Raw genomic sequence first — 15190 nt, 5'->3', positions numbered from 1 at the left:
GTTAAAGGATAGGTTGGTTGGTCAACAAACCAAGCCGCCGCACAAAGCGACGGCCTTCAACTTCAAACATGCTCCGCGCAGCGTTCAACCGATCTTCGGGGCCAGCGAGCCGTCAGCGTAGCGCTTTGCCATATCCGACAGCGGGATCGGTTTGATCTTTTCGGCGTGGCCTGCCGTGCCGAAGGCCTCGAAGCGCTCGATGCACAGCTTGGTCATCGCCTCCATGGCGGGTTTGAGATATTTGCGCGGGTCGAATTCCGAGGGGTTTTCGGCAAACACCTTGCGGATCGCGCCGGTCATGGCCATGCGGTTGTCGGTGTCGATATTGACCTTGCGCACGCCGTGCTTGATGCCGCGCTGAATTTCCTCCACCGGAACACCCCAGGTCGGCTTCATCTCGCCGCCATATTTGTTGATGATCTCCTGCAGTTCCTCCGGCACGGAGGAAGAGCCATGCATGACAAGATGGGTATCCGGCAGGCGGCGGTGAATTTCCTCGATCACGTTCATCGCCAGCACTTCGCCATCGGGCTTGCGGGTGAACTTGTAGGCGCCGTGGCTGGTGCCCATGGCAACGGCCAGCGCATCCACCTGTGTATCCCTGGCGAACTGGACGGCCTGATCGGGGTCGGTCAGAAGCTGGTCATGATCGAGCTTGCCCTCGAAGCCGTGACCGTCCTCCTTCTCGCCCTCGCCGGTTTCCAGCGAGCCCAGCACGCCGATTTCACCTTCCACCGACACGCCGGCCCAGTGTGAGAAATCGCAGACGCGTTTCGTCACGCCAGCATTGTATTCATAGTCAGCCGGCGTCTTGCCGTCGGCTTTCAGCGAACCGTCCATCATCACCGATGTGAACCCGTACTGGATCGCCGTCATGCAGGTCGGCTCGGAATTGCCGTGGTCGAGATGCATGACCAGCGGAATATCGGGGTAGAGCTCGGCCAGACCGTCGATCAGCTTTGCCAGGATCAGGTCGTTGGCATAGGCGCGCGCGCCGCGGCTTGCCTGGATGATCACCGGCGACGACGTCTTCGCCGCGGCTTCCATGATCGCCAGCCCCTGTTCCATATCGTTGATGTTGAAGGCCGGCACGCCATAGCCGTATTCGGCGGCGTGATCGAGCAATTGTCTCAAGGTAACCCGTGCCATCGCAAATTCTCCTGTTGCCTGACCAACGCCATAGCGGACGCCGGTCTGAAAGTGATTGCCAAGCGTCAAGCCGGCGCCGGCGCCCATGGCTTTATTCTGCAATGATGATAATGCGGGAATGCGAAATCACAAGATTATTTTACAAATATCATATTAATTGTTATTTTAATCGTTTCTATATGTGATATATACCATAATTCATGCTGTTATATCAAAATTGCGGAAACATCGGACTGAGGAGAGGGCTTTGAGGGCGGACGAAAGACGGGCAGCGATGATGGCGTTGCTGATGGAGCGCGGCCAGGCAGGCGTGGAAGAACTCAGCCAGCGTTTTCACGTGTCGAAGATGACGGTTCACCGCGATCTCGACGAGCTGGAAGCCTCCGGCCAGCTGCGCAAGGTGCGCGGTGGCGCGTCCGTACAGTCTTCCGCCATGTTCCAGGCCGACTTCCGCTATCGCCAGAAGATCGCGGCGAGCGAAAAGGCGCGAATCGCTGCCGCGGCCGCCGCGTTCATCGAACCCGGCATGACCATGATGATCGACGACTCCTCCACCGCCGCCAACCTTGCCGGACACCTGCCCCAGCGCCTGCCATTGACTGTGATATCTAACAATCTGAGTGTTATTTCAGAACTGGCCGGCATTGCCGGCATCGAACTGATGGCGCTTGGCGGCCAGTACAGCCGCAAGTTCAACGGCTTTTTCGGGCTGCTGACCGAGGATGCCCTGCGCGGGCTCAGGGCCGATATCAGCTTCATCTCCGCCTCCGCGATCTATCAGGGCGAAGCTTTCCATCAGGACCCCGAAGTGGTGCAGACCAAGCGGTTGATCGTGAAGGGTGCCGAGCGCCGCGTGCTTCTGGCCGACCACACCAAATTCGGCCGCCCGGGCCTGCACTTCCTCACGGGGCTCGAGACCTTCAGCGCGGTCTTCACCGGCGACGAACTGGACCCGGCGCAAAGGACCGTGCTGACCGAAAAAGGCGTATCGCTCCATTGCATCCCCGCCTGAAATGTTTACATCGGGAATAATGTCAACGATCCGGGCAAACGCTTATGAACGCGAGGGAAACGATCAGCCTTTACGAGGCCATCGGTGGCGCCGAGGCGGTCAGGCGTCTTGCCCATCGTTTCTACGAACTGATGGACAGCCTGCCGGAGGCCGCGCATTGCCGGGCCATCCACCCGGCGGACCTTTCAGGCTCTGAAGAAAAATTCCGCGACTATCTGACAGGCTATCTCGGCGGGCCGCCGGTCTATGTCGAAAAGCACGGGCATCCACGGCTCAGAATGCGCCACATGCCCGCCCCCATCGGACCGGACGAACGCGACGAGTGGCTGCTGTGTTTCCGCCGTGCGCTGGAAGAAACAGTGCCCGACATCAAGCTGCGCGCACTCATCCTGCCGCCGGTCGAAAAGCTCGCCTACCACATGCAGAACAAGGCCTGACCATGAACGCCCTGACAATTTCCGCACGCATCCTGCTGTTTTTCGCGGGCCTGACGGGGGCAGCGGGCATCATGCTTGCAGCAGCGTCCTATCATGGTGACAGCGCGGTGCTGCTGTCGGCCGCACTCGTATGCCTCGCAAACGGCCCTGCGCTGATCGCGCTGGCGCTGCTTTCCATGCGCACCGCCACGGGCCTTGCCGCCGGCATTCTGATGATTTTCGGAACGGTGCTGTTTGCCGGCGATCTCGTGGCCAGGAATTATGCCGGTTTCGGCTTCTTTCCCATGGCGGCCCCGGTCGGCGGCACATCGGTGATTGCAAGCTGGCTGCTCGTCGCCCTTGCCGCCATCATGCCGGTGCGCAAAGGCTGACCGGCAGCCGTTTGCGACCAACTTAGGTCCGCCCTCAGGGAATACGCCCGAACCGCAGCAGATTGCCATGCGGGTCGTAGACGTAAAATTCCTTCATGCCCCAGTCGCGCTCTTCAAAACCGCGTTCATGGACGATGCCGCGCATCGAAAACTCCGAATAGAGCGCGTCAACGCCGCCGCCACGGATATAGACCGAACTGTTTTCACAAAACGACCGGTCGTCCGTCAGCCAGAAGTGCAGTTCGATCCCCGGACGTCTGAGGATCAGATAGTTTTCGGCTGAATGCACGACTTCGGACAGGCCGAGTTTTTCTGAATAAAACGCCTTGGTCTCATCGAGATCAAGCGACGGCAGAACCGGCAATACGGCAATGTCGGCAGGGTCAGCCATTCAGGCACCTTCGACGCTGCTGAACCCTTCGAAGGCGGGATGGCCGAGATAGCTCACATTGCTCTGACCCGCATTCTTGTGGGCGTCCCGGAACTGCTCGGATTTGGTCCAGGCGGTAAAGGCGTCCTCGTTTTCCCAGACCGTATGCGAGGCATAGAGCGTATAGCCCTCATCCTCGAACGTCTTGCCCTTCAGCAGGTGAAAGGACACGAAGCCGGAAAGCTCGGAAAGCCGCGAATCGCGCCCCTTCCACACATCTTCGAATTCCTGCTCGGATCCGGTGGCAACTTTGAAACGGTTCATCGCGACATACATCTGGGCACCTCAGGCAGTTTCTTTATCGGGAACAATGTGGTTGCGCCAGCGGGCAAGGTCAATCACCGCACCGCAGCGTTTGCCGCCGTATGGCGGTCTTCTGGATCTGGAAACGGGAAATTCGAGAATGGCGGCACTCTGCCCGCTCGTGGCAGACAGGCCATCGCCTGGAAGCGTCAGCCCCGCACATCCGCCCGGCCGGTGCAGCCCGATCAGCCCCACCGCGACACCTTGATAAACGCCACTGATCAATTGTTGCGCTCACTCATCGTCTGCAGTGCACGCTCGAGCGAGGATTTCGAGCCGTTGCGCAACGGAATGAAAGCCTTCTTGAACTTCTTGCAGCCACTTTTCACCCGCACACAGGCATCATGGCTGATACAGTCGATCGGACAGAACACACAGTCGACCGAGGGCAGAACCCTGTCGATGCGCGAAACAGCCTCGCGCAGGCCGCCGTCGTGGTGGACAAGCTCGGCGCCGTAATCGTCGGCCACCGCCCGCAGATGCGCGACCTGGCAGTCACGCCCGCCGACATAAAGAAAACTGCGGCCATTCAGCCCCACAGGCGCTTCGGCGACGCGTGTGACATCGTCCTGCCGTTGGTTCGACCGGTTCTTGGTCGATTTGCGCTTGTTTTTCTTCGCCATTTTCACCCTCCCGGTCCAGGCCGATTTGTTGATGACAAAAGGACCCTATAAAACATGAGAAAAAAGGTAAAGTATAAATATGACTTTTTTTCTCATGTTTTAATCGGTGCACAGAGGGGCATAAACGGACAAACAGTGAAAGCCGTATCCCCGATCAGGCGTGTTTCGCTGGTATTCACGCCCGGCCCGCGCTAAAAGAACGCAAAATGGAGGCCTTATATGCTCGAAAAGATCGAAGACCTGCCGGATAACATCATCGGTTTCACAATTCACAAGGCGCTGAGCGCGAGCGATTATCAGAACGTGCTGCTGCCGGCACTGGAGGAGCACAGCACCCGCGACGACGGATTGCGGCTGCTGCTGGTCACCGCGACGGATTTCGCCGGTTCGGATATCGGCACGGCCATGGGTGGCCAGCCGTTTCGGCGCTCGGAGCCGCTCAACTTCAAGAACATTGCGATCGTCAGCGACAATCGCGGTTTTGCCCAGGCCGTTCAGATGTTCGGCATGCTGTTCCACGCCGAGGTGAAGGTCTTCGAAGCCGAACAGGAAGAGGCTGCCGTCACCTGGCTCGAAACGTAAGGTTCAGCGGCAGTAGCGATAGCCGCGGCTGCGCTCGATGACATCGAGATGCATGTGATCCTGATGGGTCGCATCGCTGCCGGGGGAAAGAACGGTCGAGAAGAACAGGCAGGCAGATGCACTTGCCGTGCGCTGAAACGCGCCGGTAAAGGTACCGTCCTTGGTGCGCGGCACCATGTCGACCGTCTTGCCGTTCGAAAAGCTCAGCGAGCGGATATCAACGGCATTGCCCTTGGCGTGTTCTGAAATCTTGCCGTCCGCGCGGCTGTTGCGATTGCGGCAGACATAGGTCGAGGCCTGGCGCACCTCGGTCAGTTTCGTGTCCGCGCCAAAGGCCAGTGCAGCTGTCGGCTCGACATAGCCGGAAAGCCAGCTGGCGAGCGCAAGCGCAGTCTTGCAGCGCATCGTTCCCGCCGGCTTCAGCGGAACCCCTTCAAGCACCTCGGTAACCTCAAGCGGGCGGCCGATCCCGCACTGCCCCGGATCGTCGATCGGGTCCAGCACCGCGTATTGCGCACCAAGCGCCGTCAACGCCGCCGTGCAGCGGGCAAAATCGCCGGTCCCTTCCTTCGACGGCGCCGGATCTGCCGGGGCCTGTTCTGCGGTCTTTTCCGGCTGCGCCTCGGCCGCGGGGGCTTCCCCCTCGGGTCGCGGTTCGGGAACCGGCGGATTTTCAGGCATATCGAAGCTCATGGTCACAAGACTTGCGGCAACGAGGATCGGGAGCACGGATAGCGGGCGGACAAGCTTCACGGCAATTTCCTCATGATCAATCGTGTTGGTTGAACGCGGAGGCCCGGCGGAGGTTCCCGTTCGCCGACATTGCAGACAGAAAAACGCCCCGGTCCTATCACAGACCGGGGCGTTGATCACGCATATGCGAAAACGGTCACTCTATCGACTTGACGATGTCTTCCGTCATCTTCTTCGCATCGCCGAGCAGCATCATCGTGCTGTCCTTGTAAAACAGCTCGTTGTCGATGCCGGCATAGCCGGAGCCGAGCGAGCGCTTGACGAACAGGCAGGTCTTGGCCTTGTCGACATCGAGGATCGGCATGCCGTAGATCGGCGAGGTCTTGTCGTCGCGGGCGGCCGGGTTGGTGACATCATTGGCGCCGATCACATAGGCAACATCGGCCTGCGCGAATTCGGAGTTGATGTCTTCCAGTTCGAACACCTCGTCATAAGGCACGTTTGCTTCCGCCAGCAGCACATTCATATGCCCCGGCATGCGGCCGGCAACCGGATGAATGGCATAGCTCACTTCCACGCCCTTTGCCTTCAGCACGTCGGCCAGTTCACGCAGCGCGTGCTGGGCCTGGGCAACCGCCATGCCGTATCCCGGCACGATGATCACCTTGGAGGCGTTCTCCATCAGGAAGGCGGCATCATCGGCCGAACCGGTCTTGACGTTTCGCTCGACATGTTCGCCGCCGCCGGCTGCCGCGGTCTCACCGCCGAAGCCGCCGAGAATGACCGAGATAAACGACCGGTTCATGCCCTTGCACATGATGTAGGACAGGATCGCGCCGGATGAACCAACCAGAGCGCCGGTCACGATCAGCGCCATATTGCCAAGCGTGAAGCCGATGCCGGCGGCCGCCCAGCCCGAATAGGAGTTCAGCATCGACACCACGACCGGCATGTCGGCGCCGCCGATGGGCACGATGATCAAAACGCCGAGCACCAGGGCGACGATGACAATGAGCCAGAAATGCACCGGGTTTGCCGTGGCCGAAAGCGACACCACAAAGACGATCAACGCCGCCAAAAGCGCGATATTGATCACATGGCGGGCCGGCAGCAGGATCGGCTTGCCGGACATGCGGCCATCGAGCTTCAAGAAGGCGATGATCGACCCGGTAAAGGTGATCGCGCCGATCGCCGCACCGATGGAAAGCTCGATCAGTGCGCGCAGGTGAATGTCATCCGGCACGCCGATATTGAAGCTTTCCGGCGAATAGAGCGCGGCAGCAGCCACCAGCACGGCGGCAAGGCCGACGAGCGAATGGAAGCCCGCCACAAGCTGTGGCATCGCCGTCATCGGAATGGTGCGGGCGATATAGGCACCGATACCGCCGCCGATCGCCAGCGCCAGAACGATGAAGATCAGCGCCGAAAAGCCGGGCTTTGCCAGCAGCAGCGTGGTGCCGATGGCAATCGCCATACCGACCATGCCGTAGATATTGCCCTTGCGGCTGGTCGAGGGATGCGACAGACCACGCAATGCGAGAATGAAGAGAACCGCTGATACGAGGAACAGCAAGGCTGCGAAATTGACTGACATGTTCTGACCGCCTTACTTTTCCTTTTTCTTGTACATCGCCAGCATGCGCTGGGTGACAAGAAATCCGCCGAAAATATTGATGGCGACGAGAATCAGCGCCACAAAACCGAAACCGGTCGCAAGGCCGCTCGCCGAAAGGCCGACGGCCAGAAGCGCGCCGACGACGATGACCGAGGAAATGGCGTTGGTGACGGCCATCAGCGGCGTGTGCAGCGCGGGCGTGACCGACCAGACCACGTAATAGCCGACAAACACGGCCAGCACGAAAATCGCCAGCTGGAACACGAATGGATCGATCACCCCGCCCGTGGCGCCATGGGCAAGTGATGCCAGAGAACCGTCCTCGAAATTGCCGAGCGCGGTCTTGGCCTGTTCCAGCGAGATGATTGCATCATTGATGGAGGTGGTGACATCTTCAAAAGCCATCAGGCCTCTCCCCCGGCGGCAGCACCGCCGAATTTCGGATGAACGACCGCGCCCTCATGCGTCAGAAGCGTGGCGGCGATGAGCTCGTCCTCCCGGTTGATATTGATTGCTCCGCTTTCCTTGTCGACCAGCGTCTGGAAGAAGGTGAGCAGGTTCTTGGCGTAAAGCAGCGATGCGGATGCGGCGATCCGGCCGGGCAGGTTGAGATAGCCGACAACCGAAACGCCATCGACCTCGACAATCCTGTCCGCTTCGACGCCCTCGATATTGCCGCCGCGTTCCACGGCCAGATCGACGGCGACGGAGCCGAGCTTCATCGACGACAGCATCTCGCGTGTGACCAGCCGCGGCGCCGGACGCCCCGGAATGAGCGCGGTGGTGATGACCACATCCTGCTTGGCGATATGATCGGCGACCAGTTCGGCCTGTTTGGCCTTGTATTCGTCCGACATCTCCTTGGCGTAGCCGCCAGCGGTTTCGGCCGCCTTGAACTCGTCGTCCTCGACAGCGATGAACTTCGCGCCGAGCGAGGCGACCTGTTCCTTGGCTGCGGGGCGCACATCGGTTGCAGACACCACGGCGCCAAGCCGGCGGGCTGTGGCAATTGCCTGAAGGCCTGCAACACCGGCGCCCATGACGAACACGCGGGCAGCCGGCACCGTGCCTGCCGCCGTCATCATCATCGGCATGGCGCGGTCGAACACGGAGGCAGCCTCGATCACGGCCTGATAGCCGGCAAGGTTTGCCTGAGAGGAAAGAACGTCCATCGACTGCGCGCGCGTGATGCGCGGCATCAGCTCCATCGCAATCGTCGAAAGTCCCTTTTCGGCCATCGCCGCAAGCGCGTCTTCATGGCCATAGGGGTCCATCATCGCCACAATGATGGCGCCGCTTTTATAGGCGGAAAATTCCTGCTCTTCCGGCCGGCGCACCTTGAAGATCACATCGGCTGTCGATGCCGCGTCCGGCCCGGCAATTTCGGCGCCGGCATTGCGGAACGCATCGTCATCAATCCCCGAGGCAAGGCCCGCGCCGCTTTCGATGACGATATCGAGGCCGAGCGCTTTCAGTTTTTTCACTGTGTCGGGTGAGGCCGCCACCCGCGTTTCCGCGGCGGCCGTCTCTTTCGGCACAAATAATATCTTGCTCAAGCTTGTCTCCCAAAGACAGATCGAAACGCGCAACAAAGCTCAGCAGCAATGCGTCTGTCTTGCCGCGTTTCAAAGAAAAGATACGTCCGAACGGACGCTCAACGAAGAATATAGATGCCGATGGCACTGATGAGAATGAAAATGATCAAGCTGCTGACAAAACCGAACGGCCCCACAAGCCCGGCCGCCATGGCCACCAGCAGCGCGGCCACCAGAACCGTCCCGTATTTGGCACCGCTCAAAAACAGCTTGTAGGTGTTTGCGTGTTCCGCATAATCGACCTCGTCGGCCGGTTGCGTGGCGTTGGTTTCGGCATTGCGCATGAATTCCCTCCTGTTCGGTTCGGTGACGCGCCCCTCCATGGTCAGCGCATCACACGGACAAACGTCCCGATCCCTTCTCCGATTACCACACAGGGCGCGCGTGCGGCAACATTGCACTCAGACGGGTCACGTCGCAAAAACAGTGCCAGAAGGAATTTAATGTCGGCGCGCCGGTGCAAAACAGATGTAAAAATACAATCCGGTAGCCATTTTCATCCCATATTGTACCAAAGGCAGGTTGCGTGGCCTTGACAACTTCCATTAAGGAAGTCGGACGGTATGGAGGCCCCAATGAAACCACTGATAACAATAAGCCGTACCATCGACAGGCTGAATGAATTCATCGGACATTCCGTGTCCTGGCTGCTTCTGGTGGCCGTCCTCGTCAGCGCCGGCAATGCGGTGAGCCGAAAGCTGTTTTCGCTTTCGTCAAACGCCATGCTGGAACTGCAATGGTACCTTTACGGCGCCGTTTTCATGCTGGCTGCCGCCTATGCGCTTTTGAAAAACGAGCATATCAGGATCGACATCCTGTCGTCTTCGTGGAGCAAGCGCACGCGCGACTGGATCGATCTGGTGCTGCACATCATTTTCCTCGTGCCCTTCGCCGGGATGATGGTCTATCTCGCCTGGCCCTGGTTCTGGCGCTCGTTCGAGAGCGGCGAACATTCGACCAATGCGGGCGGGCTGATCCTGTGGCCGGCGAAATCCTTCATCCTGATCGGTTTCATCCTGCTTCTGCTCCAGGCCTTTTCCGAAATCATCAAACGCATCGCCGTTCTTTCCGGATATCTCAAGGAAGATGAGGAACTTTATTCCGAAGCCGGCAATGCCGCGCACATGATGGCAGAGGATATGCCGAATGACTGATCTCATCGCGCACAACCTCGCGCCCATCATGTTCGTCACCGTGATGGCCTTGCTGCTTTTAGGCTATCCCGTTGCCTTCACGCTCGCCGCCGGCGGTCTTGCCTTCTTCGTCCTCGGCGTTGAATTTTCGTCGATCTCGCCCGAAATCCATCTGTTCTGGCCGCTTCTGCAATCCCATCCCGACCGCTTCTTCGGCGGTATCATGTCGAACGAGACGCTGCTGGCGGTGCCCTTCTTCACCTTCATGGGCATCATTCTGGAACGCTCGCGCATGGCCGAGGACCTGCTGGACACGATTGGCCAGCTTTTCGGCCCGGTGCGCGGCGGCGTGGCCTATGCCGTGGTCCTCGTCGGCGCGCTGCTTGGCGCGACCACCGGCGTTGTTGCCGCTTCGGTGATGGCCATGGGGCTGATCTCGCTGCCGGTCATGCTGCGCTACAGCTATGACCGCTCGTTTGCCACCGGCACGATCGCGGCCTCCGGCACGCTGGCGCAGATCGTTCCGCCATCGCTGGTTCTGATCGTCATGGCCGACCAGCTCGGCCGTTCGGTGGGCGATATGTATATCGGCGCGCTCTACCCGTCACTGCTGGTGATTGCCGCCTACTGCCTCTATGTCTTCGTGATGACACTGATCCGCCCCAAGGCGGCGCCGGCCATGCCGGCGGAAGCGCGCACGCTCGGCAACGGCGTCATCTCGCTGTTCGTGATGGTTGCCGTTGCCGTCGCGCTCTATTTCATCGGCTACCATTTCCTGTTCACCACGCTTGGCGATGCCTGGCGGCTGGTGGCGGCCATGGTTTTCGGCGTTCTCGTCGTCTATCTGGTGGCGATTGCCAATGACCGGATGAAGCTCAACCTGCTGTCGCGACTCAGCCAGCAGGTGATCATCGTTCTGGTGCCGCCGCTGGCGCTGATCTTTCTGGTGCTCGGCACGATCTTTCTCGGGATTGCAACCCCGACGGAAGGCGGCGCCATGGGCGCGACCGGGGCGCTTATCCTGGCACTTGCCAAGGGCCGTCTTGACCTGAGATCGCTCAAGAACGCCCTCGACAGCACCACCAAGCTGTCTGCTTTCGTGATGATGATCCTGATGGGGGCGCGCGTCTTCAGCCTCACTTTCTACGGGATCAACGGCAATGTCTGGATCGAGGACCTGCTCACCGGCCTTCCTGGCGGCGAATACGGCTTCCTGATCGTCGTCACCATCATCGTCTTCATTCTCGGCTGCTTCCTCGATTTCTTCGAGATCGCCTTCATCATGGTGCCGCTTCTGGTGGCACCGGCACAGGCGCTGGGGATCGACCTGATCTGGTTCGGCATCATTCTCGGTCTCAACCTGCAGACCTCGTTCCTGACGCCGCCATTCGGCTTCTCGCTGTTTTACCTGCGCTCGGTCACACCGGCCGGTGAATGGACCGACAAGGGAACGGGACGGATCATGCAGGGTGTGCGCACGCTGCAGATCTACAAGGGCATCATTCCCTATATCGCGATCCAGTTCCTGGTCATCCTGGCCGTGATCTTCTTCCCGCAGCTCGTGACCCACTACAAGGATGATGTGGTGACCGTCGATCCCGATTCCGTCACCATCGAGATGCCTTCGTTCGGCGGCAATGTCGATGACCCGTTCAGCCTCGATTTCGGCGATAGCTCCGAAGGTAGTGGCGGCGACGATCCGTTCGCACTGCCGGACCTCGGCGACAGCCCGTCCGACAGCGGTGCGAGCGGCAATGACGGTCTCAATCTCGATGACCCGCCGAGCCTCAACTTCAACTGAGGACTTCAGATAAGCAAAACGACCAAAACCCCGGAAGCAGCCGCTCCCGGGGTTTTCGTTTGCCTACGGACTTAACGCCAATGTTTCCGTCACCCCGGATTTAATCCGGGGGCCAGGGCGATATGGTGAGAACGCGCCATGCTCGAAATGCCCTCTCCCTCAACGGACAGCTTGCCATACTGCCCTGGATTCCGGCGCAAGGCCGGAATGACGAATATCGGAAAGGCGTTGCCAAGCATTCGATCAGCAAAAAACCCGGAAGCAGCCGCTTCCGGGTTTTGTCTTAATCGCAAGTCCCTCCGGGATCAGCTCAGCGGCTTGATCTGGCCGGCATTCTGCAGCGCCATCATGAACTGGTCATAACGGAATTCGCAGGTCTTCAGCCAGCCATAGGCGGCGTTCTTGTATTCGGTTTGATCGTTGTAGATCTTCTTGAATGTTGGGTTTTCGGCGCCGAGTTCGGCATAGACTTCCATGGCCGCATTGTAGCAGGCCTGCATGATCTCGGTGCTGTAGCCCTTCATGACCGCGCCGTCGCCGATCAGTTCGCGGATCGCAACCGGGTTCTTGACGTCGTATTTCGCCATCATGTTGGTATTGGCGAAGGCACAGGCATCGTCGAGCGCGGCCTGATAATGTTTCGGCAGTTCCTGATACTTCTGCTTGTTGAAGAAGGCGTGGATCGCCGGGCCGCCTTCCCACCAGCCGGGGTAGTAATAGTATTTGGCGACCTTGTAGAAGCCGAGCTTCTGGTCGTCATAGGGGCCGACGAATTCGGCCGCATCAATCGTGCCCTTTTCAAGTGCGGGATAGATATCGCCGCCGGCAATCTGCTGGGGAACAACGCCGACCTTTTCCATGACCCGGCCGGCGATACCGGCAATGCGCATCTTCAGGCCTTTCAGGTCTTCCACGGTGTTCACTTCCTTGCGGAACCAGCCACCCATCTGTGCGCCGGTGTTGCCGGCCGGCAGGCCGTAAACGCCGTAACCGTCATAGAACTCGTTCATCAGCGTGTTGCCGTTGCCCTGATAGAACCAGGCATTGGTCAGACGCGCATTGAGGCCGAAGGGAATGGCCGTGCCAATGGCGAAAACCGGGTCCTTGCCCCAGAAATAGTATGAGCAGGTGTGCGCGGCTTCCACCGTGCCGCTCTGGACGGCGTCGAGTGCCTGCAGGCCACCGACGATCTCGCCGGCGGCATAGCACTGGATTTCGAAATTGCCGCCCGTGGCAGCCGAAACGTTATTGGCGATGTCTTCCGCACCGCCATAGATCGTGTCGAGTGATTTCGGAAAAGACGACGTCAGACGCCATGTCACTTTCGGGTTTTCCTGCGCAATCGCAGGCGCGGCAAGCGCACTGGCCGCAGCAGCGCCGACGCCACCGGCGCCGACCTTCTTGATGAATGAACGACGGTCCATAGATACCTCCCATATATGGTGCGTCCGCGCAACTTCTCCTCCGGCGGACATCCCGGCGAGCAAAGCACTTTGGTTGATCCGTTTCAACTCCCGCCTGCAAGGGACCGGCGCTTTTGTGACTCCAAACAGGCTCCACTACGACCAATGTCTAATGCCCCATGATCGCTGCTTGCGGCCGACCGGCGAAAAACGGTCGCCGGCAATATCGCGGTTTCGTTTGACAGAACCCCGGCAAGGCGACATCACTTCGGAAAAACGTTTGCCGGAGTCCCCATGTCAAAGCCGATCATCGCCGTTCCCGCCGATACCCGTTTTTTCCAGGACACCACCTGGCATGCCGCCCAGCAGCAATATATCGGCGCGGCACTCGACGTTGCCGGCGCGATGAGCTTCATCATTCCCGCTCTTGGCGACGCTCAGGACATCGACGCCATGCTTGACCGGGTTGACGGGGTGATGATTACCGGCTCGCGTTCCAATGTGTCGCCGGCGCTTTATGGCAAGACACCGGAGGAACGGGACGGCCCGTTCGACCCCGGCCGCGACGCCACCACCCTGCCGATGATCCGCCGCGCGATCGAACGCGGCCTGCCGCTATTGTGCATCTGCCGCGGCATTCAGGAGCTCAATGTCGCGCTTGGCGGCACGCTGGTCAGCGAGGTGCAGGAACTTGACGGGCGGATCGACCATCGCCAGCCGCCGGAGGGGGACCGCGATGCGCTGTTCGTCATTCGACAGCCGGTTCACATCGGCGAAGGCTCCTGTCTTGCCGGCATTCTGGGCGCCGGAGAGGTGCAGGTGAATTCACTGCACCGGCAAGCGATCAGCGATGTCGCGCCCGGCCTTGCCGTCGAAGCCGTCGCCCCGGACGGCACGGTCGAGGCTGTCTCGGTCATCGACGCCAAAAACTTTGCCGTCGGCGTCCAGTGGCATCCGGAATACTGGGCCAGAACCGACGACACCTCACGCAAGCTGTTTGAGGCCTTCGGCGAGGCGGTGCGGGCCAGTCAGGCGGCCCGCTCCGTGCCCTGATGTTGTGTCTTATCCCTTGAGCGGAACCGGCGTCTCCGGCACAGGCGTTACCGGGCGCTTTTCGGCAAACCAGCCTTTCAGATTGTCCGCGACCAGTTGCGCCATGCCCTGCCGTGTCGGGATCGAGGCGGAAGCCACATGCGGCAGCAGGCTGACATTGTCGAAGGTCAGAAGCTTTTCGGGGACGTGGGGCTCGTCGTAAAACACGTCGAGACCTGCCCCGCCGATCGTACCGGCCTCAAGGGCTGCGATCAGGGCATCTTCGTCAACGCTCCAGCCACGCCCGACATTGATGAGAATGCCTTTCGGCCCCAGCGCCGAAAGGATTTCGGCATTGACCACCTTGTGAGTCTCGGGCGTTTTCGGAACGATGCAGATCAGCGTGTCGACGGCTTCGGCAAGCGATGCCAGTGTCGGATGATAGGCATAGTCGACGCCCTTTTTCGGGCTGCGCGTGTGATAGGCAATCTCGACCTTGAACGGCTCCAGGCGGCTTGCAATCTCGAGACCGATCCGGCCCAGCCCGTAAAGGCCGACCTTGCGGCCTTTCACGGAAAAGGGTGAAAGCGGGAAGCCGCCTTCGTTTTCCCAACGCCCCTGACGCAGCCAGGTTTCGGCTGCATAAAAGCGGCGGACCGTGTTCAACATCAGCGCCACGGCGGTATCGGCCACCTCGTCGTTCAGCACATTCGGCGTATGGGTGACGACAATGCCGCGTTCGGCAGCATGCGCGGTGTCGATGCCGTCATAGCCGACGCCCGGGCAGGTGACGATTTCCAGATTGGGCAGTTCATCCATCTGAGCGGCGGAAAAGCCCCCGAAAGCCACAACGGCCTTGATGTCGGCCGCCTTGTCGCCGAGTGCTGCGGGGCCGCCCTGCGGCATGGTGACCAGATCGTAGTCGTCCTTCAGCAGGCTCTGAACATAGGGGTTCAGGTTTTGCGAAAGCATGACCGTTTCTTTGGACATGGTGTGTCTCCCAAAATATCT

The 15190-nt window shown here is 59.9% G+C and carries 18 protein-coding genes; 7 read left to right on the top strand and 11 right to left on the bottom strand.

Translation table 11 applies throughout. The annotated features are described in order from the left end of the window. Positions 1-84: 84 nt before the first annotated feature. On the bottom strand, positions 85-1149 hold the full coding sequence (gene fba / locus ACHZCU_RS13155) for a class II fructose-bisphosphate aldolase (protein WP_319519129.1): 1065 nt from the start codon (positions 1147-1149) through the stop codon (positions 85-87). A gap of 247 nt (positions 1150-1396) precedes the next feature. Between fba and ACHZCU_RS13150 the strand changes: the two genes are divergently transcribed. From ACHZCU_RS13150 to ACHZCU_RS13140, 3 genes are read left to right on the top strand one after another with little or no spacing between them, the layout of a single operon-like run. Beyond that, positions 1397-2161 carry a DeoR/GlpR family DNA-binding transcription regulator gene (locus ACHZCU_RS13150; protein WP_319519128.1) on the top strand — a complete coding sequence of 255 codons (765 nt, stop codon included), beginning with the start codon at positions 1397-1399 and terminating at the stop codon, positions 2159-2161. A gap of 44 nt (positions 2162-2205) precedes the next feature. Further along, entirely contained in the window at positions 2206-2598 is a 393-nt protein-coding gene (locus tag ACHZCU_RS13145; RefSeq protein WP_106302371.1) for a group II truncated hemoglobin, read from the top strand. A gap of 2 nt (positions 2599-2600) precedes the next feature. Then, positions 2601-2969: a DUF423 domain-containing protein gene (locus ACHZCU_RS13140; RefSeq protein ID WP_394706057.1), complete on the top strand. Its 369-nt coding sequence runs from the start codon at positions 2601-2603 to the stop codon at positions 2967-2969. A 34-nt stretch (positions 2970-3003) separates the two neighbouring features. Here the strand turns inward: ACHZCU_RS13140 and ACHZCU_RS13135 are convergent, their stop codons facing one another. The 3 genes from ACHZCU_RS13135 to ACHZCU_RS13125 all read right to left on the bottom strand — a co-directional run bounded on the left by ACHZCU_RS13135 (position 3004) and on the right by ACHZCU_RS13125 (position 4325). Next, positions 3004-3360: a VOC family protein gene (locus ACHZCU_RS13135; RefSeq protein WP_319519127.1), complete on the bottom strand. Its 357-nt coding sequence runs from the start codon at positions 3358-3360 to the stop codon at positions 3004-3006. Continuing rightward, a complete protein-coding gene (locus tag ACHZCU_RS13130) occupies positions 3361-3675 on the bottom strand; it encodes an antibiotic biosynthesis monooxygenase (protein WP_106302377.1) in 315 nt (104 codons plus the stop codon). A gap of 248 nt (positions 3676-3923) precedes the next feature. After that, positions 3924-4325 carry a DUF2325 domain-containing protein gene (locus tag ACHZCU_RS13125; RefSeq protein WP_319519126.1) on the bottom strand — a complete coding sequence of 134 codons (402 nt, stop codon included), beginning with the start codon at positions 4323-4325 and terminating at the stop codon, positions 3924-3926. Between the two features lie 219 nt (positions 4326-4544). Here ACHZCU_RS13125 and ACHZCU_RS13120 point away from each other — a divergent pair, with 219 nt between their 5' ends. Further along, entirely contained in the window at positions 4545-4907 is a 363-nt protein-coding gene (locus ACHZCU_RS13120; RefSeq protein WP_319519125.1) for an STAS/SEC14 domain-containing protein, read from the top strand. A 3-nt stretch (positions 4908-4910) separates the two neighbouring features. Here ACHZCU_RS13120 and ACHZCU_RS13115 read toward each other — a convergent pair whose 3' ends face one another. The 5 genes from ACHZCU_RS13115 to ACHZCU_RS13095 all read right to left on the bottom strand — a co-directional run bounded on the left by ACHZCU_RS13115 (position 4911) and on the right by ACHZCU_RS13095 (position 9094). Further along, positions 4911-5660 (bottom strand): extensin family protein, encoded by a 750-nt coding sequence (locus tag ACHZCU_RS13115; RefSeq protein WP_319519124.1) that lies wholly within the window; start codon positions 5658-5660, stop codon positions 4911-4913. Between the two features lie 136 nt (positions 5661-5796). Continuing rightward, positions 5797-7194, bottom strand: a complete 1398-nt coding sequence (locus ACHZCU_RS13110; RefSeq protein WP_319519123.1) for an NAD(P)(+) transhydrogenase (Re/Si-specific) subunit beta — start codon at positions 7192-7194, stop codon at positions 5797-5799. 12 nt (positions 7195-7206) lie between these two features. Further along, positions 7207-7620 (bottom strand): proton-translocating transhydrogenase family protein, encoded by a 414-nt coding sequence (locus ACHZCU_RS13105; RefSeq protein ID WP_106302392.1) that lies wholly within the window; start codon positions 7618-7620, stop codon positions 7207-7209. Further along, on the bottom strand, positions 7620-8771 hold the full coding sequence (locus ACHZCU_RS13100) for a Re/Si-specific NAD(P)(+) transhydrogenase subunit alpha (RefSeq protein WP_319519122.1): 1152 nt from the start codon (positions 8769-8771) through the stop codon (positions 7620-7622). Before ACHZCU_RS13100 ends, ACHZCU_RS13105 begins: the two co-directional genes overlap by 1 nt. A 98-nt stretch (positions 8772-8869) precedes the next feature. Beyond that, positions 8870-9094 carry an aa3-type cytochrome c oxidase subunit IV gene (locus tag ACHZCU_RS13095; protein WP_106302398.1) on the bottom strand — a complete coding sequence of 75 codons (225 nt, stop codon included), beginning with the start codon at positions 9092-9094 and terminating at the stop codon, positions 8870-8872. 291 nt (positions 9095-9385) lie between these two features. On the opposite strand from ACHZCU_RS13095, the gene ACHZCU_RS13090 reads away from it, so the two are divergent. Both ACHZCU_RS13090 and ACHZCU_RS13085 read left to right on the top strand, forming a co-directional pair. Further along, on the top strand, positions 9386-9964 hold the full coding sequence (locus tag ACHZCU_RS13090) for a TRAP transporter small permease subunit (protein ID WP_319519121.1): 579 nt from the start codon (positions 9386-9388) through the stop codon (positions 9962-9964). Then, positions 9957-11744, top strand: a complete 1788-nt coding sequence (locus ACHZCU_RS13085) for a TRAP transporter large permease subunit (RefSeq protein WP_319519120.1) — start codon at positions 9957-9959, stop codon at positions 11742-11744. The genes ACHZCU_RS13090 and ACHZCU_RS13085 overlap by 8 nt, the downstream gene beginning before the upstream one ends. A gap of 305 nt (positions 11745-12049) precedes the next feature. On the opposite strand, the gene ACHZCU_RS13080 is transcribed toward ACHZCU_RS13085, so the two are convergent. After that, positions 12050-13168: a TRAP transporter substrate-binding protein gene (locus ACHZCU_RS13080; protein WP_319519119.1), complete on the bottom strand. Its 1119-nt coding sequence runs from the start codon at positions 13166-13168 to the stop codon at positions 12050-12052. A gap of 273 nt (positions 13169-13441) precedes the next feature. On the opposite strand from ACHZCU_RS13080, the gene ACHZCU_RS13075 reads away from it, so the two are divergent. After that, positions 13442-14200: a gamma-glutamyl-gamma-aminobutyrate hydrolase family protein gene (locus ACHZCU_RS13075; RefSeq protein ID WP_319519118.1), complete on the top strand. Its 759-nt coding sequence runs from the start codon at positions 13442-13444 to the stop codon at positions 14198-14200. A gap of 9 nt (positions 14201-14209) precedes the next feature. On the opposite strand, the gene ACHZCU_RS13070 is transcribed toward ACHZCU_RS13075, so the two are convergent. Next, positions 14210-15169 (bottom strand): 2-hydroxyacid dehydrogenase, encoded by a 960-nt coding sequence (locus tag ACHZCU_RS13070; RefSeq protein ID WP_319519117.1) that lies wholly within the window; start codon positions 15167-15169, stop codon positions 14210-14212. Positions 15170-15190 lie beyond the last annotated feature (21 nt).

Origin of the sequence: uncultured Martelella sp. (assembly GCF_963677965.2) — a bacterium.
Taxonomy (GTDB): domain Bacteria; phylum Pseudomonadota; class Alphaproteobacteria; order Rhizobiales; family Rhizobiaceae; genus Martelella; species Martelella mangrovi.
This window is presented reverse-complemented; position numbering and strand designations above follow the sequence as displayed.